Below are 22,369 nucleotides of genomic sequence, written 5' to 3'. Positions count from 1 at the left end.
CCTTTATACCCCGTGGGTAAAGGTTCCTTTTTTTCTGGTGAGTGTCTGTTTGTGACCGTTTATAAAGGTGCCTGGCAATGAAGGATATTTTCTTTTCGATCGTCATTCCTGCATATAATGCATCCGAATCTATCGTGACGACGCTGGACTGCGTGGCAGCCCAGAGTTATCCGCATTTTGAAGTGATTATCATTGATGATAAATCGGCTGACGCAGAGCAGCTGGCCGCTGTGGTGCAGTCAGAGCGATACCGCCATCTCAACATCAACCTGGTGCTGTCGCAGGAGAAGCTGAACGGCTCCGGCGCGCGTAATAAAGGCATTGAGCTGGCGACCGGGGACTATATCAGCTTCCTCGACGCGGACGATGAGTGGCATAAAGATAAGCTGGCGGAAAGCCTGAAGCTGATCCATCAGCTGGAAGAGCAGGGCCAGCAGCGTTTTATCATCTACAGCCAGGTTAACATTATTCAGGACGGTGAATTCCTGAAAGTGCTGCCGTTACAGCAGGTGGGGCGTAACGAAACCGTTGCCGAGTACCTGTTTGGCTGCTACGGCTTTATCCAGACCAGCACCATCGTGCTGAAGCGCGAGTACGCGCAGGAAATTCGCTTTGATCAGAAGTATATCCGCCATCAGGATTACGACTTCTGCATCCGCGCCGACAAACTCGGCTATACCTTCTTTATGATTGACCAGCCGCTGGCTAACTATCATCTGGTGACAAAGTTTGGCTCAAAGCATAAAGGCGAGTCAGTAAAATACTCGTTCTTCTGGCTTGAAAATATGAAGCCGTATCTGACCCGGCGGGATATTCACACCTATAAAGCGTATAAGCTGCCGCTGCGTTACAAGATGGACGGAAAATCCCTCCAGGCCAGCCTGAGCTTTGCCCGCTACTTTTTCTTAACCAATAAAGATAACCGCACCTACTTCCTCAACCGCGTAAAAGACAAATTACGGGCGCGGCTGGGCGGAAAGTAACGTGACCAGAAGAATAATAATTGGGTGGGAAACTCTATGGCAATATATTGGATAGTCAGTTACAGCATACTGATTTTATGCTTTTTTGAACTGGCGACAATCAACCAGGCGAATGAGCCAAAAATGAAGCGCGTGACCACCTACTTCTTCTTTATTGCGGTGGTGGCGTTGATCATGTTTGCGGGTTTCAGGGGCCCGAACTCCGGTATTGATGACTGGCAGTATCTCGGCTTCTTTAATGATTTCTCCCGTCAGACCAGCATCAGTGGTTACGAAACCGTAGCGGATATTTACCGCTATGAGAACCTGTTTATGCTGCTGGCCTGGGTGCTGTCGTGGTTCACCCATGAAAGCTACTTTTTCCTGCTGTTCATCGCCTTTATTGCGGTGTCCACTAACGCCTGGATTTTTAAAAAGTACTCTCCGCTGATCCTGTGTTCGCTGTGTCTTTACTCCGCGCACCTGTTTATCAACAAAGATATGAATCAGATCCGCTTCGGCCTGTCCAGCGCCTTTGCGGTTGCCTGCCTCTGCTCGGCGGCGGGGCGCAAGTATTTCGTGGCGTTTGTCTTCCTGGTGTTAAGTACCCAGTCCCACTCCACGGGCTACGCCGTGCTGATGGTTGCACCGTTCCTGTTCCTGCGCGAGCGTAAATACTTCGGTATTGCGATGGTGCTGGCGGCGATCCCGCTGGGTTTGATCGGCGGGAAAAAACTGTTCCTCGACTCTCTGGGGATTGTACCGGTTATCGGTGACCGTGCGATGGGCTACAGCGGGACGGTGTTTGATGCCGCCTCGCCAGTGTTTGGCCTGGCGAACTTAAAAAATATTGCGTTTATCGCCTTCTTCACCGTGGTCTATTTTAACCGGCCGATTAAGCCGGAAGACAGGGTCGCCTATATCCTGTTTATCGCCTATTCAGCCGGTGCGGCCGTGCGCATTATCTTCTCCGACTTCTCTATTATCGGGGGGCGCGTCGGTAACCTGTTCCTGCACTGTGAACCTTTATTGCTGGCGTTCCTGATGACGCGCATACGAAATCCGCTGCTGAACTTTGGACTGCTGTTTGCCATGACCTCTTATTATCTGGCGTATAACACCATCCTCTCCGTGCAGTCGATTAATGGTTACAGCATTGCACCGCTGTTCCGTCTTTTTTAACGTCCGGGCCGGATAGCCGGCCCGAATGATGACTATCACTTAATGAATGACTCAGATTCAGGGTATCAGATGAATAATCAAATCGGCACGGTAGGGATTATTATCCCAATGTACAATGCGCGCGCGACCATTTTGCGGGCGGTACAGTCGGTGATTGATCAAACCTATACCGACTGGCGGATCTATCTTATTAACGATAAATCTACCGATGACTCACTGGAATTTGTGCAGCAGCACTGTACCGATCCGCGCATTACGATCCTCAGCAACGAGGTAAATCGTGGCGCAGCAGAAACGCGTAATGTCGGCTTAACCACAGCGACCGAGCCGTTTATTGCTTTTCTTGACAGTGATGACGAATGGGCCCGCGACAAACTGATGCTGCAGATCGCCCAGCTCAACGCGGGGCATGACCTGGTGATCAGCGATTACCGTTACCAGTCACGTAGCAAAGCTTATGACGTGCGCTACGGTAAGTCACTGTTGATGAAAGATAATTTTGTTAAAAAACAGTTCCGTATCTGTTTCTCTTCCGTTTGCTATCGTCGCCCGGCAAAGCCCGTACTGTTTAAGAAAAAAGGACATGAGGACTTCCTCTTCCTGTATGAACTGTTTGAGCAGTATAAGCAGGCGCGGGTGATTGATAAGAATCTGGTGACCTATTATGAAATGGGTAATTCCCTGTCGCGCAATAAAAACAAAGCGGCAAAGTGGCACCTGGACTTACTGAAATACATTTATAAAAATAATCCGCTTAAAGTTTATTACTACTACGTCTGGTACATGGTTAACGGCGTGTTATTTACCCTGAAGCATCGTTAATCTGAGGTGATGAAGACAATGAAAAAAATCGTACTGGTCATTAAGGATGCCTATTCCTATGCCGGAACTGAGAATATCTGTAATTTCATGTCTGAATGCTTTGGTGAGCAGCATGAGGTGACCATCTATTCGCTGGAAGGGTCGGGGGAACCGTTTTATCCTTTCAACCAGGTACAGCAAATTGTCAGCTTCAACGGCGAAAAAAATCCGCTGAAGGCCGTCGTGAACAAGATCCATCAGCAGCAGTTTGATGCGGTGTTTCTGATCAGCATGGGCCGCCTGAGCGTGATGTTTGCGTTATACAGCATGATGTCGATGAAAAAGAAGCCTGCCCGCGTCTACGCCTGCGAGCATGTGGCCATCAACTCCTTCAGCAAACCGATCAAACTCCTTAAATACCTGGCGCTGCGTTACTACGATCGCGTGATCGTACTGACCGATAAAGACCATCAGGTGTTTAACGGCTGGAATATTCCCAGCAAAACCATCCCCAATCCTGTGGTGTACAAAAATCTTCAGCGCACGCAGCGTCACTATCAGGCGCTGGCGGTGGGTCGTCTTGATCACCAGAAAGGGTTCGATCTGCTGCTGGACGTCTGGCAGGGGTTTGTGGCAACCCACCCTGACTGGAAGCTGGTCATTGCCGGCGACGGTGAGCTGAAGGAGGCGCTGGTGGCTCAGGCTGCCCGGCTGAACATCAGCGACAGCGTCAACTTCGTTGGCCGCGTCAGCAATATCAATGACTACTACCGCGACAGCGATATGGCACTGATGACCTCGCGTTACGAAGGACTGCCGCTGGTGCTGCTGGAGGCCAAGTCGTGGTCGTTGCCGGTGGTTGCCTATGACTGCCCGACCGGACCGCAGGAAATTATTAACCACGAGAAAGATGGCTTCCTGGTGGCGATGAACGACAGGGCGCGCTTTATCGACTGTATGAACCGGCTCGCGAGTGACGATGCCCTGTTCTATGCCATGAGCGCGGCAACCCAGACCACCTCGCGCAAATTCGACGGCAAAGTGATTAAAGAGACCTGGCTGTCCCTGCTTTAAGGGCGGCACAGCTCCGCAGTGAGTATCTCTGGACATCTGTTCCATGCCTGCCTTGCAGGCCCAAAAAATTGACCACGGGATAACACCAATGAAAAGAAGAGAATTACTGACGGCGTTCTCGTCGATTCTTGCCGGGCTGTCTGTCAGCTCGTTTTCCAGCGCCGCAGCGAAAAGCGAGCCTTCCCTGGCGCTGAAAGGGATCGGACCTGGCGAACTGCCTAAGGGCGATGTACCGATCCTGACGCCGGAAAACGTCTACACCATGCCGGATCAGTTCTGGAAGAATTTTAACGGTAAGCTCTGGATCGGTAAGGCAGGTGCAGATCCGACTCAGCCAGGCAACCTGATTAACCTCTATCTGCGCGATGCCTCCGGCAAACTGTCGCAGGTACAGCAGCCGGTGGCGCTGAATAAAGGCAGCTTTGAGCAGTTTATTGCCGACAATGCCGCCCTGATCGCCGACCCTTCTCATTCGATGGCGGTGGTCGACGATGCGGGCAATACGCTGTTTAACATCCCGGATGTGACCCGGGGGGCGAATAATTTCAGCCAGCGCCTGGCGCAGCCTGCGGGCTATCAGCTGATTGGTGAAATTGCCTCGGTCGACGATCTGCGGAAAACGCGCCCGCTGTTCAGCGGCGCTAAAATCAAGCTTAAAAGCTGGCATGAAGGGCTGGAAGTGGGCGGCGGCGAATTTGTTGGCACGCTGGAAGCCGCAAAGGACGACGGCGGCGTGACGATCTCCTCCGGAGCGGATTACCACTGGCGTCGCGTGGTCGAAGACTTTAACCGGCTGACCCTGTTTGACTTCGGTGCCATCGCCGATGGTAAAACTGACGCTGCCCCGGCAATAAAAGCGATGTACCAGTGGGCGCAGGACGCCAGCCAGCAGATCTGCCTGCAGTTTCCGGCGGGGACGTTCTTTGTCAGCGGCTGTGATTTTTCCCGCGAGCAGACCCGCTTCTTCCGCGTCTCCGGGGCGATGGTCAACTTTGGCTACTTCCCGGCGACCACCATTGTCTCCGACGGCGAATCTGACTTTGTCTTTAAGGTTAACACCCGCTGGGTAGAGGTGAGTAACCTGCAGTTTAACGGCCGGACGGATACACAGGCGAATAAACAGGGCTTCTTCGACAACAAATGTGAAGGCGGCCAGTATTTCCGTGGAGCCTGTCTGCGCTTTGTACGCGTCGGCGGCACGGCGATCAGCCTGATGGATACCCTCGACTGCAAAATTGACCAGTGGTATGCCCTGCGCTGCAGCGGCGATGTCATTAAGTCGGTCTGGTCTAATGCGCCGAAGGGCAAATGGGACCACAGCACCGCCATCGAGCTGTCCAACTTTAACGCGCAGTACTGTACCGACGGCAAGGTGCTGAACCTGCAACGCTGCGGTCAGTCGCTGATCCACAACGGCTGGATTGAACATACTGAATTCCCGGGGGATATCTCCAACGGGCAGTGGATTATCGATGCCCTGAGCCTGGAAACCTGTAAAAACCCGCTGATTGCGCATAACTCGCGCCTCAACATGCGTCAGACCAATCTGCAGGCCGGAAGCTGGATCGATAACTCGCTGGCGGAAGGCGAGTGGCTGGGCGCCTGGGAGCGGGGGTCAACGCGCGTTGAGTCCTACGGTATCGCCGTTGACGGCAGTATGAAATACAACTACCTGACCTCGCGTTTTCGTATTGAAAACAACACGGCGCAACAGAAGTGGGTTGAACTCGGTAACATTTATACGCCGGACGTGGGCGATGCGTGGGAGATCGAAATCTTTGGTCAGTCCTCCTTCAGCAACGGCAGCGGCAGCGCACCCCTGAATAAGGTGGTGGGCGACAAAACGACCGGCGGCAGGGCGGTGATCAGCCTGCAGCGTAAAACGCACAAATTTGAAGCTGCCTGGCATGCCGAAGGGGCCAGCCCGGTGCTGGACGTAATGATTGAAACCCCGCATGACACGGATGTGCGGGTGTTTGTCAAAATCGACGGCTGGGTGGCCTCTGCCGGCGTGCTGATCAAGACCACGGCGAAAGACCGCTTTAAAACCGGTCGCTGCGCCCGTTTCGACAGCAGTATGGCCTTTGGTCAGCCGCCCTCCGGAAAAGACGTCAGCCGTGCCAGCCAGCGTTTCAGCCTGCACAACGGTAAGGCCGGCATCGGGGCGAATGAGGCGGGGGATCTGCTGATGGCTTCACGACCGCTGAGCGCTGACCAGGTCAATACCGATCGCCCGGAAGGGTATGTGTCTGTCGTGCTGAACGGCCGACAGGTCGCCATCCCTTACTTTTCGCTGAAATAAGCGTCAGCTTCCGTTAATACCAGGAATTTTCAGAGTTATCAGGCTGTTTTTCCAGGGCAAGGACAGGCAGCCTGTTTTACATGGTTAGAGTGGATCGATCGCATTTTGGCATTTTATAAACAATAAGACTTATTAATTAATCACTTATTGGCTAATTAGGCCTGTAAAAATTACAAAAATTTTTCTGGAGTAGTTATGAAGATTTTATTAGTTGGCAATCATACATGCGGAAATCGCGGGGATGGCGCAATTTTACGCGGGATTATTGATTCGTTAAACCTGGCAAGGAACGATCTCGATATTGATGTGATTAGCCGTTATCCAACCAGTTCTGGTTATCTGCTCCAGCAAGATATTCTGCCTGATGCGCTCTTTTTAGAAACTAAAAAGGGTAAAAATAAGCTGGTCGATAAGATTAAGCGTCGTCTGATGCCAAAGATTATGATGGCCCATATTGCGAATCGGGGGATTTTCAAGCTTTTCCCGGTGCCGGACTATCTCCAGACTTTCAGCGATAACCTGAAGCAATACGATGCGATTATCCAGGTGGGCGGTTCGTTCTTTGTCGACCTGTACGGTCCACTGCAGTTCGAACATTCACTCTGCGCGCTGCTGGCAAAAAAACCGATCCACCTGATTGGCCACAGTGTCGGCCCATTCCAGAAGCCGCGTTTTAATGAGATTGCGAATTTCGTGTTCGACCGCGTCGACAGTCTGGTGCTGCGTGAGAGCGTCAGCCTGGAGATGATGAAGCAGGGCGGTATCACCACCGGGAAAGTGGTAAAAGGTGCTGATACCGCCTTCCTGGTGCGGGCACGTGAGGTGGCAGAGCCGGGCCATAACCTGGTTCACTGGCAGCAGGTGATTGGCCAGCAGAAGACCATTGCGATCACGGTGCGCGAACTGGCCCCGTTTGATAAGCGCCTGGGTGTTACCCAGCAGCAGTATGAAGCGGCATTTGGCCGCGTGATTAACGCGATGATCGCCCGTGGCTACCAGGTGGTGGCGTTCTCTACCTGTACCGGCATCGACAGCTACAACAAAGATGACCGCATGGTGGCGATGACCCTCAGCGATCACATTGATGAGAAAGATAAATACCACGTGATCATGGATGAGTTTAATGACCTTGAGCTGGGTATTTTGCTGGGCCAGTGCCATCTGACCATCGGCACCCGTCTGCACTCCGCGATTATCTCCATGAACTTTGGCACCCCTGCGGTGGCGATTAACTATGAGCACAAGTCTCTCGGCGTGATGAACCAGCTGGGCCTGCCGGACATGGCCAGCGATGTGAAAAGTCTGATGGACGGCAGCATTATCACCCGGGTGAATAATGTGCTGGATAACTACGATGCGGTGAAACAGCAGGTCGACCTTGCTGTGGAACAGGAACGGATTCTGGGTAACCGTATTACCGACGACGTGGTTAAACGCTTAGGGTGAACCCATGAAACTGACATTCTTCACAATGCGATTTCCGGTTTCCTCTGAAACCTTTGTACTGAATCAGGTCACGCATTTTATTGATATTGGCTACGACGTCGAGATTATCTCGGTGTTTCCTGGCGATCTGGTTAACCGTCACGGCGCGTTCGATCGCTACAATCTGGCAGAGAAGACTCACTATCTGCTGCCCGAGGAGAAGGTCACTAATGCCGATAAGCTGAAACAGCGTCTGCAGATTGTCCTGCCAAAAATCCTCAATACGGCCACCTTAAAATCCTTCAACATCGGGCGCTACGGCGCCCAGTCCAGCAAGCTGCTGCTGCCGGCTATCGTCGCCGCTAACAAAAAGCCGTTCGTGGCCGATGTGTTCCTCGTGCACTTCGGCTACGCCGGTGCGCTGGCCAACAAACTGCGCGAGCTGAATGTGCTGCAGGGCAAGCAGGCCACGGTATTCCACGGGGCGGATATCTCCCGCCGTCATATTCTGGACGAGCACAAAGACGACTATGCGCGCCTGTTCACCCAGACGGAACTGCTGCTGCCAATCAGTCATCTGTGGGAAAAAAAGCTGATTGCTATGGGCTGCCCCCCGGAGAAAATTCACGTTACGCGGATGGGCATCGAGCCGGAGAAGTTTAATCTCAAAATCCGTGACGCGCTGCACCAGCCGTTACGCATACTTTCCGTGGCGCGCCTGACCGAAAAGAAAGGTCTGGGCGTGGCGATTGACGCCTGCAAGCTGCTTAAAGCCCGGGGCGGCAAGTTTGAATACACCATCGTTGGCAACGGCGATCTGGAAGCGTCGCTGCAGTCAACGATCGAAGCCGCCGACCTGACCGACTGTGTAAAAATGGTCGGGTTCAAGCCGCAGGAAGAGATTAAACGCTATCTGGATGAAGCCGATATCTTCCTCCTGCCTTCCCTGACCGCTGCTGACGGCGATATGGAGGGTATCCCGGTGGCGCTGATGGAAGCGATGGCGGTGGGCTTACCGGTCGTCTCCAGCGAGCACAGCGGCATTCCCGAGCTGATAGAGCACAATGTTTCCGGCTGGCTGGCGCCGGAAGGCGATGCGGAGGCGCTGGCAGCGATCCTGCTGAAGCTGTCACGCGGTGAGGCCGATGTGGCTCCCGTGGTTATCGCCGCCCGTCAGCGGGTGGAAACCGAATTTAACCAGCATATTGCCTACCGTGAGCTGGCAGAAATTCTGGAGCAATTAGCGTGAGTAGTTTAAAAAATCAGGCCGTATGGCTGTTTGGCGGTACCTGTTTCGCTGCGGTGTTACAGGTCGTACAGCTGGGGGTGCTGGCACGCAAGCTGGAAACGCATGAACTGGGTATCCTGGCGATTATCAATGCTATCCTCGCGGTGGCGATGGTACTGCAGGATATGGGGATGAGCAGCTACATCGTGCATCGCCAGAATATTACCCGCAAAGAGCAGAGCACCATCTACTGGGTGAACGTTCTGCTCAGTCTGCTGACCGGGCTGCTGCTGATAGCGATTGCCTGGCCGATTGCCCATTTCTATCATATTCCGGAGCTGACCGGGCTGATCATGCTGACCAGCATCAACTTCCTGGTGCTGGGCTCACTTTCGCAGTATCAGGCCCACTTTGTTAAAGCCAAACGTATGGTGCTGCTGGCTAAGATAGAGATGGTCACCAAGTTCCTGGCGTTTGCGCTGACGGTTGGGCTGCTTTATTACTCGCCACTGAACGTGTCGGCGGTGATCCTCGGGCTGTTTGCTAATGCCGCCATGCGTATTCTGTGCATGATCTGGTTTGGTGAGAAGTCCTGGCGGCCTACCTTTGAATTTGATAAATCCACCTTTTTCAGCTCGATGAAATATGGCGTTTATCAACTGGGTTCGCAGACCATTAACCAGCTGCGTACTCAGGCTGACTCGCTGATTGTCGGTAAAGTGATGGGGGCCGAGATGCTGGGCGTCTACTCGCTGGCCAAGGAACTGGTGCTGCAGCCGCTGAAGCTGGTGACGCCGGTGATTAACCGCCTGGCGCTGCCGCGCTTTGCCGAGAAACAGCATGAGCCTGCCCAGCTGCAGAAGCTGTTCCTGAAGGGCACGTTCATGATTATGCTGTTCAGCAGCCTGATGTATCTGGCTATCGGCATTCTCTCACCCGTCGTGGTACGCCTGCTTTACGGTCCGGCGCATGAGGCGGTGGGGCATCTCATCCCGCTGATGCTGCTGTTCGGTATGCTGCGTCCGATGGGGGGGCTGACAGGGGCGATTTCTCAGGCAAACGGCCGGACCAATGTCGAGTTCTGGTGGAATGTCGTGGCGAGTATCATTGTCGTTATGGTGCTGGCAACCACCTGGATCTGGCCAAATGTCTGGTACGTGGCGCTGACGCTGTCGATTTCACAGGTGCTGATCTCGGCCTTTGCTCATCCTTTCTTCATTAAGCCGGTGATTGGCATTCCGTTTATCCCCTATGCCCGTCAGTGGATGTCGGTGGCGCTGGTATTTACCGGCATCATGGCACTGGTCAGTTATTTTAATCTGTTCATCAGGCCGGAATGGTTCACACAATGGCTGTAACCCGGTAATAAATATAAGGTCACCCAGCGGGTGGCCTTTTTTATTGCTGGCCCTGGCAGATAATTTTTCAGATAAAGATTATACTTGTGAATCATCTCTTTATTGCATAATCAGTCAACGTTTTTACTTCATTTATATGGAAACACTATGACCAAGCTTAAAGCAGTTATCCCGGTTGCGGGTCTCGGTATGCATATGCTCCCTGCTACAAAAGCCATTCCTAAAGAGATGTTGCCTGTTGTCGACAAGCCGATGATTCAGTACATCATCGATGAGTGTGTGGCGGCGGGTATCAAGGAAATTGTTCTGGTCACCCATGCCTCCAAGAATGCGGTTGAAAACCACTTTGATACGTCTTACGAGCTGGAAGCCCTGCTTGAAGCGCGTGTAAAACGTCAGCTGCTGAGCGAAGTGCAGTCTATCTGCCCGCCGGGTGTGACGATTATGAACGTTCGTCAGCCGCAGCCGCTGGGCCTGGCCAACTCCCTGCTTTGCGCCCGCCCGATGCTGCACGATCAGGCCTTCGTGGTGGTGCTGCCGGACGTGCTGCTGGACAACGCCAGCGCCGATCCGCTCCGTTACAACCTGGCCGCGATGGTGGCCCGTTTTGAAGAGACCGGACGCAGCCAGGTACTGGCGCACCACATGCCGGATGACGATCTGTCTGAATATTCCGTGATTACTACCCAGGAGCCGCTGGACTTCCCGGGCAAAGTCAGCTCTATTGTTGACTTCGTGGAGAAACCAGAGAACCCACAGACGCTGAACTCCGATCTGGCTGCGGTAGGGCGCTACGTGCTGTCTGCTGATATCTGGGCCGAACTGGAAAACCTGGAGCCGGGCGCCTGGGGCCGCTATCAGCTCACCGATGCCATCGCTAATCTGAACAAGAAACAGCCGGTTGATGCGCATCTGCTGAGTGGTGACAGCTTCGACTGCGGGCGTAAACTGGGCTACATGAAAGCGTTCGTCACCTGGGGCCTGCGTAACCACGCCCAGGGTCGCGAATTCCGCGAAGAAATTCAGAAAATCCTGGCAAAATAAATGTAATCGATGAGGGCCGCGCCGGGCGTGGTCTGAAGGAGTCAAAATGGCTATTTTAGTAACGGGCGGGGCAGGTTACATCGGTTCTCATACGGTATTGTCGTTATTGCAGCGCGGTGACGACGTGGTGGTACTGGACAACCTGAGTAACGCCTCTCGTGAGTCGATTCGCCGCGTTGGACAGCTGACCGGTAAGACCGCGACCTTCTGTGAAGGGGATATCCTTGACCGGGCCTGTCTGCGCGATATTTTTGCCAGCAACCCCATCACTGCAGTGATCCACTTTGCCGGCCTGAAGGCGGTAGGGGAGTCCACCCGTAAGCCGCTGGAATACTACCAGAACAATGTCACCGGTACGCTGGTGCTGCTGGAAGAGATGCGCAGCGCCGGGGTCAATCAGTTTATCTTCAGCTCTTCGGCTACCGTATACGGTGCTGATGCCCCGGTTCCCTATGTGGAAACCACACCGATTGGCGGTACCACCAGCCCTTATGGCACGTCTAAGCTGATGGTTGAGCAGATCCTGCGGGATTACGCCAGGGCGAACCCGGAATTTAAAACTATCGCGCTGCGCTACTTTAACCCGGTGGGCGCACACGAGTCGGGTCAGATTGGTGAAGATCCGAATGGCATTCCCAACAATCTGCTGCCTTATATTGCCCAGGTTGCCATTGGCCGTCTTGAGAAGCTCGGCATCTTCGGTGGGGACTATCCGACCAAAGACGGTACGGGTGAGCGTGATTACATTCATGTGATGGACCTGGCCGAAGGCCATCTGAAGGCCCTGGACCATATCGCGGCTATTGAAGGTTATAAAGCCTATAACCTGGGCGCCGGGGTAGGCTACTCCGTGCTGGAGATGGTGAAAGCCTTTGAGAAAGCGGCAGGCAAAGCCATCCCTTATCAGATCCTGCCGCGTCGTGATGGCGATTTGCCGGCATTCTGGGCGGACGCGTCGCTGGCGGACAAAGAGCTGAACTGGCGCGTATCTCGCGGCATCGATCAGATGATGCGCGATACCTGGAACTGGCAGTCTCATAACCCCAATGGTTATCGTTAATCGACTCGCTTTTTCAACGTAATCAAAAACTCCCGCGTCTGGGAGTTTTTTGTTTTATCCGACTTAAGTGTTTTATTTGTTTTGATAATGGTTACACGTTCATAATGTGGAGGGGACGCTTGATTTCTCTCAGTTTGCTCAAAATGCGTGCGTTTTTAAAATTTATCTGTTCAAGAGCTGTTCAAATGAAAAGTTAAGTCAAAATCCTGACAGATTATGCTTGAACCGCCGCGGGTGAAGTATGAGAATTGCGACTCTTTGTGTCAGGACATGTGTGAAAGTGTTTCTGGGAATTTTCCTGGTAAAAATGGACAAGTCTCTTAAGATAGTCAGACTATGCTTATTGAGGACGACTGCGAATGGAGCGATCTGGCAGCTATAGTCAGGGGCGGTAGCGTGGGGGTCCGTAAAAAACACACACTTATACTTCGTGAGCGCGGGTACAGATATGGAAGATATCGTTCTCCTTTTTGTCGGGGCAATGACGCTGTTGTTTATCGCGCGTAAGGTGGCCCGACGTGTTGGTTTAGTGGATAAACCTAATGCCCGTAAGCATCATCATGGGAATATTCCCCTGGTGGGCGGCGTGTCGGTCTATTTTTCGCTGTGGCTGATCTACGCCCTGCAGCCCGGATGGCTGCCTGAATTCCCTGCTTATATGTGCTGCATCACGCTGCTGCTGATCGTGGGGGTGCTTGACGACCGCTTTGACCTTCCCGTGGTTCCGCGCATGCTCCTGCAGGTGGGCGTGGCCGTCATTATGATGTGCCAGGGACTGTATCTGTCTTCACTGGGGAATGTGCTGTTCGGCTATCCGCTGGTGATGGGGGCAGCAGGGTATCTGGTCACTATTTTCGCGGTTATCGGTGCCATCAACGCTTATAACATGGTGGACGGCATAGACGGCCTGCTGGGCATGCTGGCCAGTATCACCTTCTGCTTTCTCAGTATTATCTTCTTTATGGGCGATCGCGAAGACCTGGCCATGTGGTGCCTGGCGCTGGTGGTGGCCTGCCTGCCCTATATTCTGCTCAACCTGGGGATCCCGTGGGGGCGGAAGTTTAAGGTCTTTATGGGTGATGCCGGCAGCATGCTGATCGGCTTTACCGTGATTTGGCTTCTGATTATCGCCTCTCAGGGGCAGGACGCCGTCATGCGTCCGGTAACGGCGCTGTGGATCATCGCGCTGCCGCTGATGGACATGATGCGGGTGATGATCTCCCGTCTGCGTCGCGGCTACAGTCCATTCCGCCCCGACCGCGAACATTTACACCATATTCTGTGCCGTACCGGGTTTAGCGGGCGCAGTACCCTGGCTATTATGACGGCCGGACAGGTACTGACGGGCATGGCCGGTATCATTCTGGAAGGCTGCCATGTTTCAGATAACTGGCAGTTTATGCTGTTTATTTCCACCTTCCTTTTCTTCCTTTACGCGGTGAGGTCTGTTGAAAAAGTAAAGCACCCCGCCGAATGCAGGGAAGGTAGTGAAATCAGCGTGCAGATCGGCAATCCCCGCCAGTAATATTTTAAAGAGAGAACTCCAGCGTGAAAATTTTAGTCACCGGCGGTGCCGGCTTTATCGGCTCTGCCGTGATTCGCCATATTATTACTCACACGTCAGACAGCGTCATCAACGTAGATAAGTTAACCTACGCGGGCAATCTTGAATCCCTTATCAGCGTCAGCGATGATCAACGCTATACCTTCGTTCAGGCAGATATCTGTGACCGGGTAGCCCTGGAGGCTATTTTCACCACCCATCAGCCTGATCGGGTGATGCACCTGGCGGCAGAAAGCCACGTTGACCGTTCCATTACTGGCCCTGCGGAATTTATCCAGACGAATATCGTTGGTACCAGCGTGCTGCTAGAGTCTGCCCGCAGCTATTGGAATGGGCTTGAGGGCGAACGCAAAACGGCATTCCGTTTCCACCATATTTCAACCGATGAAGTCTATGGTGACCTGCCGCACCCCGATGAAGTGGTAGTAGGGGCGGGTCCCCTGCCGCTGTTCACCGAGACCACGCCGTATGCGCCCAGCAGTCCATACTCTGCTTCTAAGGCTTCCAGCGATCATTTAGTCCGTGCCTGGCAACGTACCTATGGTTTCCCGACCATAGTGACTAACTGCTCCAACAACTACGGCCCTTACCACTTCCCGGAGAAACTGATCCCGCTGGTGATCCTTAATGCCCTGGAAGGCAAAGCGCTGCCTGTATACGGCAAGGGCGATCAGATCCGCGACTGGCTGTATGTGGAAGACCATGCCCGTGCGTTATACACCGTGGTGACTGCTGGTAAGGTAGGGGAGACCTATAATATTGGCGGTCATAACGAGAAGCAGAACCTGCAGGTGGTAGAAACTATCTGTGACCTGCTGGATGAAATGGTGCCGAAGTCAGAAAGCTATCGTCAGCAGATCGCTTACGTTACTGACCGTCCGGGACACGATCGCCGTTATGCCATTGATGCCTCTAAAATCAGTGAAGAGCTTAACTGGCAACCTCTGGAAACCTTTGAGAGCGGCATTCGTAAAACGGTGCAGTGGTACCTGGACAATACCCAGTGGTGCAGAAATATTCAAACGGGAAATTACCGTAGAGACAGGTTAGGCTTGGAGAGTGAGGCATAATGAAAGGAATTATTTTAGCGGGTGGGTCAGGAACACGTCTTTACCCAATTACTATGGGTGTATCAAAACAGCTGCTTCCAGTTTATGACAAACCCATGATTTATTATCCTTTATCAGTATTAATGCTTTCTGGTATTAGAGATATCCTGGTTATAACGACCCCAGAAGACCAAGCTGGTTTCCAGAGATTATTGGGTAATGGCGATCAGTTCGGTATTAGTTTAAGTTACGAAGTACAGCCATCGCCTGATGGATTAGCTCAGGCATTCATCATTGGTGAAGAGTTTATTGGGGATGAATCTGTATGTCTGGTTTTGGGAGATAATATTTTTTATGGGCATGGTTTTTCCCCGCAACTAAAAAATGCCGCAAAAAACAGTCGTTTTGGTGCTACTGTTTTTGGTTATCAAGTGAAAGACCCTGAGCGATTTGGTGTCGTGGAATTTGATGAAAATAAGCGGGTTATTTCATTAGAAGAAAAACCGTTAAATCCGAAGAGCAATTTCGCGGTTACAGGACTTTATTTCTACGATAATCAAGTGGTTGAGTTTGCAAAACAAGTAAAGCCATCCCATCGTGGTGAGCTTGAGATTACGGCGCTTAACCAAATATATCTAGATAAAGGTTTGTTGAGTGTTGAGATGCTGGGCAGGGGCTTTGCATGGCTGGATACGGGAACGCATGAAAGTCTTCTCCAGGCGGCTCAGTTTGTAGAGACTATTGAGACAAGACAAGGTTATAAGATAGCGTGTCTAGAGGAGATTGCATTTAATCAGGGATGGCTTAGCAAAGAGAAATTGCAGTCTCAAGCGAATAGTATGGCCAAAAACAGTTATGGCCAGTATTTAATGGCTCTGATGAAATAATATTGTGAAAGACCTAAAGAATAAAACAATATCAGGTTTGAAATGGAGTGCTCTGGAGCGGTTGCTATCACAGGGCATACAATTAATCATCATGATGGTTTTAGCACGCCTTTTAGGTCCTGCAAGTTTTGGCCTGATAGGCATGTTGACGATTTTTTTAGCTCTATCTCAAGTGCTTATAGATAGTGGATTCAGTTCCGCTCTGATAAGAAAAGAACACTGTACAGAAAAAGATTTTTCTACAGCATTCTGTTTTAATATATTCTTGGCATTTTTATGCTACTTAACATTATATTTCTTCGCGCCCAGAATTTCTGATTTTTACGACCAACCCGCATTGACCGATTTGGCAAGAGTTCTTGGTTTAGTTATCCTTATTAATGGCTTTGGGATTGTTCCCAGAACTATTTTAACCATAAATATGGATTTCAAAAAACAAGCTAAAATATCAATCATTAGTATCCTTACCAGTGGATCGATTTCAGTAATACTTGCATTTCATGGGTATGGTGTTTGGGTTCTTGTTACTCAAAATCTTCTCAATGCTCTGATTAATACTGTACTCTTGAATTTCTTTACTCGTTGGAAGCCTGGTTTTAAACCGTCCAGGCATTCATTCAACTACCTTTTTGGTTTTGGTGGCAAGTTACTCATTGCAGGGTTGTTAGAGGCTTTTTATAATAATTTGTATCAAATAGTAATAGGCAAGAAATTTGATGCCTCTCATTTGGGGCATTATACACAGGCGAATCAGTTATCGAGTGTGCCTGCTATGACCTTAACAAATGTAATTCAGCGAGTTACATATCCCATGTTCAGCCACATTCAAAAAGAAGCAGACAGAATGGACAGGGCATATGTTTTAACAATGAAAATAGCTGCTCTATTCATTTTTCCACTCATGGTAGGTTTGGCTATAATAGCTACGCCACTATTGACATTGGTTTTGGGAGACGTCTGGAGTCCCGCTGGAATACTAGTTTCAATTCTATCAATAGGCTATATGCTCTATCCTATCCATGCTATAAATTTGAATCTTCTTCAAGTAAAAGGGCGCTCTGACTTATTTCTTAAGTTAGAAATTATAAAAAAATTATTAGCGACCTTATTACTAGTTATTACTATCCCATATGGTATTGAAGTTATGTGTATAGGCTTGGTTGTGCATTCATATTTATCACTGTTTATCAATTCATACTATACGGGAAAGCTGTCATCTTTTAGCGGTATCGCACAGTTAAAAGCGATTCTCCCAGTATGGATTATAACGATATGCAGTGCCATGATGGCTTTTGCTACAATGTCGACGCTTACACAGAATAATTTATTTCAGGTGGCTGGTATGATAATTATCAGTCCAATTCTCTACATTTTGTTTATTTATCTGTTTCAAAAAGAACTCTTTATGATAGTTCTTAAGATAAAGAAAAAATGAAACTAAAATTAAATGGCATGAACACTATGAAAAAAGATATACCTGTCACTCAGCCCTATCTGCCTGATTTAAAAGAGTTTATCCCTTATCTTGAAAAAATTTGGGATAATCGCTGGTTAACAAATAATGGACCATTTCATCAGCAACTTGAAGCAGAGTTATGTGCCTATCTGGGTGTTAAGTATATCTCACTGTTTAATAATGCAACGATTGCACTGATAACAGCATTACAAGCGCTTAAAATTTCTGGTGAGGTTATCACAACACCTTATTCTTTTGTTGCAACTAGTCACTCGATTATCTGGAATGGTTTAAAACCAGTATTTGTAGATATTGAACCCGACTCATTCAACATCGATCCGAAAAATATTGAGGCGGCGATAACATCCCATACAACAGCCATAATGCCTGTTCATTGTTATTCTAACCCTTGCAACGTGGAAGAAATACAACGCATTGCTGATAATCATGGACTTCGAGTGATTTATGATGCCGCACATGCTTTTAACATAAACTACAAAGGTGAAAGCCTACTTAATTTTGGGGATATGTCTGTTCTGAGCTTCCATGCTACAAAAGTATTTAATACTTTTGAAGGAGGCGCTATTGTTTGTCATGATGAGAAAACTAAACTCCGAATAGATCGTTTGAAAAACTTCGGTATTGCAGATGAAACTACGGTAACTGCACCTGGTATCAACGGTAAAATGAGTGAGGTCAACGCTGCATTCGGACTAGTACAGTTGAAACATATTGATGCGGCAATCGAGCAGCGCAAGAAGATAAATGCCCGCTACAATGCAGTATTGATAGATATTCCTGGTGTTACTATTCCAAAGAACAACGAATATGCTAATGGTAATTACTCATATTATCCTGTTTTGATAGAAAGGGAATTCCCATTAACTCGTGATGAACTGTATACACTTCTGAAACAAGAAGGTATAATTTCGCGCCGTTATTTTTATCCTCTTATAAGCAATATCCCAATGTATAGTGGTTCTGAATCAGCCGCTGTAGAAAACTTACCTGTAGCTAATGCAACAGCTGATAAAGTTTTGTGCCTTCCTATATTTAATGAAATGACTGATGAAGAATTTGAAAGAATAATCTCTGTATTTAAGGGGGTTTAAAATGGGGATATTATCCCAGCAACAGTTGAATGAAGTGGGTTTCAATACTATTGGGAATAATGTCCGTATTTCTGACAAAGCTAGCATCTATGGTGCCGATAAAATTAATATCGGTAACAATGTCAGAATTGATGATTTTTGTGTACTGTCTGCAGGTGATGGTGGTATTAAAATAGGTGATTTCGTACATATTGCTGTTTATAGTTCCATAATAGGTGCCGGTGAAATTTTTATTGATGATTTTTCTAATATTTCATCTCGCGTTTCAATATATTCCAGTAATGATGATTACTCCGGTACTTTTATGACAAATCCAATGGTTCCAGAAAACTATACCAATGTCACATCCCTTCCTGTTCATGTCGGGAAGCATGTTATTATTGGCTCAGGATCTGTAGTGCTACCGGGCGTAAATATAGAAATAGGTGCTGCGATCGGTGCATTATCCCTGGTAAAAAATAGTTGTTCTTCATTTGATATTTATGCTGGTAATCCTGCAATAAAGATAAAGGAAAGGAAAAGAGATTTGTTGATAATAGAGGGAGAATTAAAGTCAGCAATGGGATTGGTCAAGAGATGAAACTAGATTTTTCGTATGGAAATGAATCAAATGCTGTCGTTCCGGGTCCTCTTAAGGTTTCTATATGCTGCATCACTTACAATCAAGAAAAATACCTAGAAGCAGCAATAGAAAGTTTTCTTTTACAGAAGGCAAATTTTGATATTGAAATTATCATTGGTAATGATGCCAGTACTGACAACACTGCTGATATAATAAGAATGTATCAGGAAAAATATCCTAATACTATAAAAAATATAGAGCATAAAGAAAATGTAGGTGCTAACTCTAATATACTGTCTGTTCTATCTGTTGCAAGTGGGGAGTGGATTGCTTTCTGTGAAGGTGATGATTATTGGATAGATGACTATAAACTTCAAAAGCAGGTAGACGCCATAAAAATTTACAAAGATGTTGATTTTTGTGTTCATAAATCATACATAGAGATCAATGGGAATAGGAGAGAACACTTTGATTATGGCTCAGAGAGTAAGTTAATATTTCTGGATGATGTTTTATCTATAACAGGGCAGTTCGCTCCTACAAGTTCGTATTTTTTCAGATCCACATTGAAAGATAAATTCCCTTCATGGTTTAATGAAGCACCGGTTGGCGATCTTTTTATGGAAATTTATGGTATGCAGCATTGTGGCCTATACATGCCCGATATTATGTCTGTGTACCGGGCTGATAGTTTTGGTTCTTGGTCAGAGACAATTAAAAATGATCTTGAGAAATTCACTGACAGGCATTTAAAAATAGCGGAACTTTTAATAAAAACTAAAGCTGAAATCCGTGGTTACGATAGATATTTTGATAGGAAAATTACTGCTGTTTATCTAAATATGGCCACGAGATATATATTTGAAGGTGATAATAGTATGTTTAGATTGGCTTTAAAAAAAGCCACAGATTCAAATTCGGCACCTAGTTTAAAACAAAAATTCTATAATGCTTTCAGGTTCTTTCCTAGAATTATATTCTATGTCCATTATTTTAAATCTATTATTTCGAGACAGCAATTTTAAGGGTGGGTTATGTATTGGTTTTACTCCGCTACCATTATGCTAATGTTATCATTAATAGAGAAAGGGTCTTATAAAAAAGTAGTTTATAAGTTGTCTCTTTTTGTGTTTTTTATAATAATATCCGGTTCGTATTATAATGGTATTGATTGGATTAACTATGTGAAACATTATGAAGAAATATATAACAATGGCTTCCCAGCTGATTATTTTCCTTATGAGCCTGGCTTTGTTTTTTTAATGTTTTTTTTTGCTAGCATATTAAAAGTTAGCAATTTTCAAATAATAGTATTTTCAGTATCATTGGTTTTTACATACACCTTGCATCTCTTCATAAAAAAAATCGACTGGGAATTCAATCGAAGTGCACTACTTCTTTTGATACTGCTTTTCCTTCTTCCTCTTTTTAATGATGCAGTAAGACAATTAGCTGCAATGGCGGTTATCTTACCATTTCTGCCCAGAATAAATTCTATTTCCTTGAAAAAGCTAATAGTGATTGTTTTATTAAGTTCGTTATTCCATGCTTCAAGTATTTTACTAATTCCAATATTTTTACTAATCCGATGCCCGCTAAGTAAGAGAAGAATTATCTACTATGTATCGGCTTCAGTTTGTTTTATTATCTTGTTTTTTTCATTGCCGTTTGTTATCTCCATTATAGGTGCTTTTATCCCTGCTATTTTCTATGCGAAATTAATTGGATATATTTCCAAGCTCGATGGTGGATTCAAGTTTGGATTTTTTATGATTATCGACCTGGTTGGTATAATAATCACATTGTTCCTTTCAGAAAAATTCAAAAACAATAAGCAGATGGTTCTATCAACCACAGCATCATTTATGTTCTTTTTGTTACATCTTCTCTTCTATATGACACCATTCCTACAAAGGTTACTTTACTACATATTTCCTTTAGTTGGTGTATACTCTTTGGTTTCGTTTAGAGTGGGGAGGTTTAGTCATTTAAATAGAATGACATTTCCTATAGTGGCTATAATGTGTCTGGGTGTATTTTATAGAAACGTGACTAATCCCTATTATTCTTATGATTTTGATAAGCCGAAGTTTTTCTATTTTGAATTACTTAATAATGACTATCCAAATTTAAATGATTTGAAATCTGGTAAATGTTCGGTTATTGATCAGTTTGATCCCACTTTTTGTCCGATATAAATCATGAAAATACTTATTATTACTGATGAATTTTATCCTTACCACTTAGGTGGTGCTGGCGTTGTCGCCCAACAAATTTATGAGGAAAGTCTTTCTCAAGGCTATGAGTGTGATGTTGTATGCTCAAATCCTAAACTCAGGATACTTAGAAAAATATATAATGCAGTGTGGCCTTTTTTTTATCTTAAATTTATATTAAAGACTGCACTTAATCGCTATGATAAAATTATTGTTAATGATTTGAGGTCAGCATATATTCTTTCTTTACTTGGTTTAAAACATATCATCCAAAAAAGCGTATATGTAATCCATGGCACTGAAGTAGATATTGTTTTTAATAATTGTTCTAATAAAAACAAGTTTATAAAATTACCAAGATATTATTCTTGTTTTTTAAAGCAAGTTCCGAAAGTCGTATTTGTTAGTGATTATGTAAAAAATAGAAATTTAACTGCCCTTAAGAAGGAGGGGATCTATTTAAATAAATATGTTGTAAAATATGCTGGTCTGAGCAGTGCATTACTTTTAAGTGCAAGAAAAAAAGTTAACTCTTTAGTCAATTATAAGTTCAGCGATGAATGTGATTTGATAAGAATAGTATCCTTTTCTCGTATTGAAAAAAGAAAAGGCTATCTTGAAATGCTGAACATATTTAAAGAAATTGATGAAAAAATGAGTTTTGTCAGATGGGACATCTTTGGCGAGGGAAGTTTCAAAGCAGAGCTTGACGAGTTGATTTCTTCATCAGGTTTAAAAAAAATCATTACTCTCCATGAGAAAATTGACAGGAAGATGATTTTTGAAACGATTAATCCTTCATATTATGATGTTTTTTGGCTACTTCCAAATGAACCTGAAGCCTTCGGTTTAACTTACCTTGAAAGTTCAGCTGTAGGTGTACCTGTTATAGGCCCAAATAAATATGGTATCAAAGAAGCAATTAGCCAGAATGTTAACGGTTTCTTTTACAACGATGTCAATACAATGCTTGATTCATTACTATATATAAAGAATAATAAATTCAAACTGATAAATAGTAGTGCCGAATGGGCTATTTCATTTAGCTCAAAAGATTTCTTTTCAGAACTAATTAATTAAGGTTTAA

19 protein-coding genes are annotated in these 22,369 nt (G+C 47.1%); all 19 read left to right on the top strand.

Annotated features, from left to right (window positions below; genetic code table 11):
- Positions 1-77 precede the first annotated feature (77 nt).
- The 19 genes from IFU29_RS04875 to IFU29_RS04785 all read left to right on the top strand — a co-directional run bounded on the left by IFU29_RS04875 (position 78) and on the right by IFU29_RS04785 (position 22,362).
- On the top strand, positions 78-983 hold the full coding sequence (locus IFU29_RS04875; protein ID WP_191932893.1) for a glycosyltransferase family 2 protein: 906 nt from the start codon (positions 78-80) through the stop codon (positions 981-983).
- Between the two features lie 123 nt (positions 984-1,106).
- Positions 1,107-2,144: an EpsG family protein gene (locus IFU29_RS04870; RefSeq protein ID WP_244633617.1), complete on the top strand. Its 1,038-nt coding sequence runs from the start codon at positions 1,107-1,109 to the stop codon at positions 2,142-2,144.
- A gap of 69 nt (positions 2,145-2,213) precedes the next feature.
- Positions 2,214-2,966, top strand: coding sequence for a glycosyltransferase family 2 protein (locus tag IFU29_RS04865; protein WP_191932891.1), 753 nt, complete (start codon positions 2,214-2,216; stop codon positions 2,964-2,966).
- A gap of 18 nt (positions 2,967-2,984) precedes the next feature.
- Positions 2,985-4,019 (top strand): glycosyltransferase family 4 protein, encoded by a 1,035-nt coding sequence (locus tag IFU29_RS04860; protein ID WP_191932890.1) that lies wholly within the window; start codon positions 2,985-2,987, stop codon positions 4,017-4,019.
- Positions 4,020-4,107: 88 nt separating this feature from the next.
- A complete protein-coding gene (locus tag IFU29_RS04855) occupies positions 4,108-6,321 on the top strand; it encodes a phage tailspike protein (RefSeq protein ID WP_191932889.1) in 2,214 nt (737 codons plus the stop codon).
- 195 nt (positions 6,322-6,516) lie between these two features.
- Entirely contained in the window at positions 6,517-7,767 is a 1,251-nt protein-coding gene (wcaK, locus tag IFU29_RS04850; RefSeq protein WP_191932888.1) for a colanic acid biosynthesis pyruvyl transferase WcaK, read from the top strand.
- Between the two features lie 4 nt (positions 7,768-7,771).
- Positions 7,772-8,995 carry a glycosyltransferase gene (locus IFU29_RS04845; RefSeq protein WP_191932887.1) on the top strand — a complete coding sequence of 408 codons (1,224 nt, stop codon included), beginning with the start codon at positions 7,772-7,774 and terminating at the stop codon, positions 8,993-8,995.
- The gene (locus IFU29_RS04840; protein WP_062742821.1) at positions 8,992-10,332 is read left to right on the top strand and encodes a lipopolysaccharide biosynthesis protein; all 1,341 of its coding nucleotides are present in this window, start codon (positions 8,992-8,994) and stop codon (positions 10,330-10,332) included. The genes IFU29_RS04845 and IFU29_RS04840 overlap by 4 nt, the downstream gene beginning before the upstream one ends.
- Positions 10,333-10,479: 147 nt before the next feature.
- Complete coding sequence (gene galF, locus IFU29_RS04835) at positions 10,480-11,376, top strand: UTP--glucose-1-phosphate uridylyltransferase GalF (protein WP_062742820.1); 897 nt, start codon at positions 10,480-10,482, stop codon at positions 11,374-11,376.
- Positions 11,377-11,422: 46 nt separating this feature from the next.
- A complete protein-coding gene (gene galE, locus IFU29_RS04830) occupies positions 11,423-12,436 on the top strand; it encodes a UDP-glucose 4-epimerase GalE (protein WP_191932886.1) in 1,014 nt (337 codons plus the stop codon).
- Between the two features lie 448 nt (positions 12,437-12,884).
- Positions 12,885-13,961 (top strand): UDP-N-acetylglucosamine--undecaprenyl-phosphate N-acetylglucosaminephosphotransferase, encoded by a 1,077-nt coding sequence (gene wecA / locus IFU29_RS04825; RefSeq protein ID WP_191932885.1) that lies wholly within the window; start codon positions 12,885-12,887, stop codon positions 13,959-13,961.
- A gap of 23 nt (positions 13,962-13,984) precedes the next feature.
- Complete coding sequence (gene rfbB / locus IFU29_RS04820) at positions 13,985-15,070, top strand: dTDP-glucose 4,6-dehydratase (protein ID WP_191932884.1); 1,086 nt, start codon at positions 13,985-13,987, stop codon at positions 15,068-15,070.
- A complete protein-coding gene (gene rfbA, locus IFU29_RS04815) occupies positions 15,070-15,936 on the top strand; it encodes a glucose-1-phosphate thymidylyltransferase RfbA (RefSeq protein WP_191932883.1) in 867 nt (288 codons plus the stop codon). The genes rfbB and rfbA overlap by 1 nt, the downstream gene beginning before the upstream one ends.
- A 4-nt stretch (positions 15,937-15,940) precedes the next feature.
- Complete coding sequence (locus IFU29_RS04810) at positions 15,941-17,371, top strand: oligosaccharide flippase family protein (protein WP_191932882.1); 1,431 nt, start codon at positions 15,941-15,943, stop codon at positions 17,369-17,371.
- A 26-nt stretch (positions 17,372-17,397) separates the two neighbouring features.
- Positions 17,398-18,504 (top strand): DegT/DnrJ/EryC1/StrS family aminotransferase, encoded by a 1,107-nt coding sequence (locus tag IFU29_RS04805; protein WP_191933129.1) that lies wholly within the window; start codon positions 17,398-17,400, stop codon positions 18,502-18,504.
- Position 18,505: 1 nt separating this feature from the next.
- Positions 18,506-19,084, top strand: a complete 579-nt coding sequence (locus IFU29_RS04800) for an acyltransferase (protein ID WP_191932881.1) — start codon at positions 18,506-18,508, stop codon at positions 19,082-19,084.
- On the top strand, positions 19,081-20,091 hold the full coding sequence (locus tag IFU29_RS04795; protein WP_191932880.1) for a glycosyltransferase family 2 protein: 1,011 nt from the start codon (positions 19,081-19,083) through the stop codon (positions 20,089-20,091). Before IFU29_RS04800 ends, IFU29_RS04795 begins: the two co-directional genes overlap by 4 nt.
- A gap of 9 nt (positions 20,092-20,100) precedes the next feature.
- On the top strand, positions 20,101-21,264 hold the full coding sequence (locus IFU29_RS04790; protein WP_191932879.1) for an EpsG family protein: 1,164 nt from the start codon (positions 20,101-20,103) through the stop codon (positions 21,262-21,264).
- A 3-nt stretch (positions 21,265-21,267) separates the two neighbouring features.
- A complete protein-coding gene (locus tag IFU29_RS04785; protein ID WP_191932878.1) occupies positions 21,268-22,362 on the top strand; it encodes a glycosyltransferase family 4 protein in 1,095 nt (364 codons plus the stop codon).
- Positions 22,363-22,369 lie beyond the last annotated feature (7 nt).

Source organism: Erwinia persicina, assembly GCF_014838825.1.
In the GTDB taxonomy this organism is placed as follows: Bacteria; Pseudomonadota; Gammaproteobacteria; order Enterobacterales; family Enterobacteriaceae; genus Erwinia; species Erwinia persicina_A.
Note: the sequence above shows the minus strand (reverse complement) of the source record. Positions and strands in the feature narration are given on the sequence as shown.

Bases quoted from the DNA above. Each gene is read 5' to 3' on its own strand.
- IFU29_RS04875 (WP_191932893.1), top strand. From the start codon at position 78: ATGAAGGATATTTTCTTTTCGATCGTCATTCCTGCATATAATGCATCC.
- IFU29_RS04870 (WP_244633617.1), top strand. From the start codon at position 1,107: ATGAAGCGCGTGACCACCTACTTCTTCTTTATTGCGGTGGTGGCGTTG.
- IFU29_RS04865 (WP_191932891.1), top strand. From the start codon at position 2,214: ATGAATAATCAAATCGGCACGGTAGGGATTATTATCCCAATGTACAAT.
- IFU29_RS04860 (WP_191932890.1), top strand. From the start codon at position 2,985: ATGAAAAAAATCGTACTGGTCATTAAGGATGCCTATTCCTATGCCGGA.
- IFU29_RS04855 (WP_191932889.1), top strand. From the start codon at position 4,108: ATGAAAAGAAGAGAATTACTGACGGCGTTCTCGTCGATTCTTGCCGGG.
- wcaK (WP_191932888.1), top strand. From the start codon at position 6,517: ATGAAGATTTTATTAGTTGGCAATCATACATGCGGAAATCGCGGGGAT.
- IFU29_RS04845 (WP_191932887.1), top strand. From the start codon at position 7,772: ATGAAACTGACATTCTTCACAATGCGATTTCCGGTTTCCTCTGAAACC.
- galF (WP_062742820.1), top strand. From the start codon at position 10,480: ATGACCAAGCTTAAAGCAGTTATCCCGGTTGCGGGTCTCGGTATGCAT.
- galE (WP_191932886.1), top strand. From the start codon at position 11,423: ATGGCTATTTTAGTAACGGGCGGGGCAGGTTACATCGGTTCTCATACG.
- wecA (WP_191932885.1), top strand. From the start codon at position 12,885: ATGGAAGATATCGTTCTCCTTTTTGTCGGGGCAATGACGCTGTTGTTT.
- rfbA (WP_191932883.1), top strand. From the start codon at position 15,070: ATGAAAGGAATTATTTTAGCGGGTGGGTCAGGAACACGTCTTTACCCA.
- IFU29_RS04805 (WP_191933129.1), top strand. From the start codon at position 17,398: ATGAAAAAAGATATACCTGTCACTCAGCCCTATCTGCCTGATTTAAAA.
- IFU29_RS04800 (WP_191932881.1), top strand. From the start codon at position 18,506: ATGGGGATATTATCCCAGCAACAGTTGAATGAAGTGGGTTTCAATACT.
- IFU29_RS04795 (WP_191932880.1), top strand. From the start codon at position 19,081: ATGAAACTAGATTTTTCGTATGGAAATGAATCAAATGCTGTCGTTCCG.
- IFU29_RS04790 (WP_191932879.1), top strand. From the start codon at position 20,101: ATGTATTGGTTTTACTCCGCTACCATTATGCTAATGTTATCATTAATA.
- IFU29_RS04785 (WP_191932878.1), top strand. From the start codon at position 21,268: ATGAAAATACTTATTATTACTGATGAATTTTATCCTTACCACTTAGGT.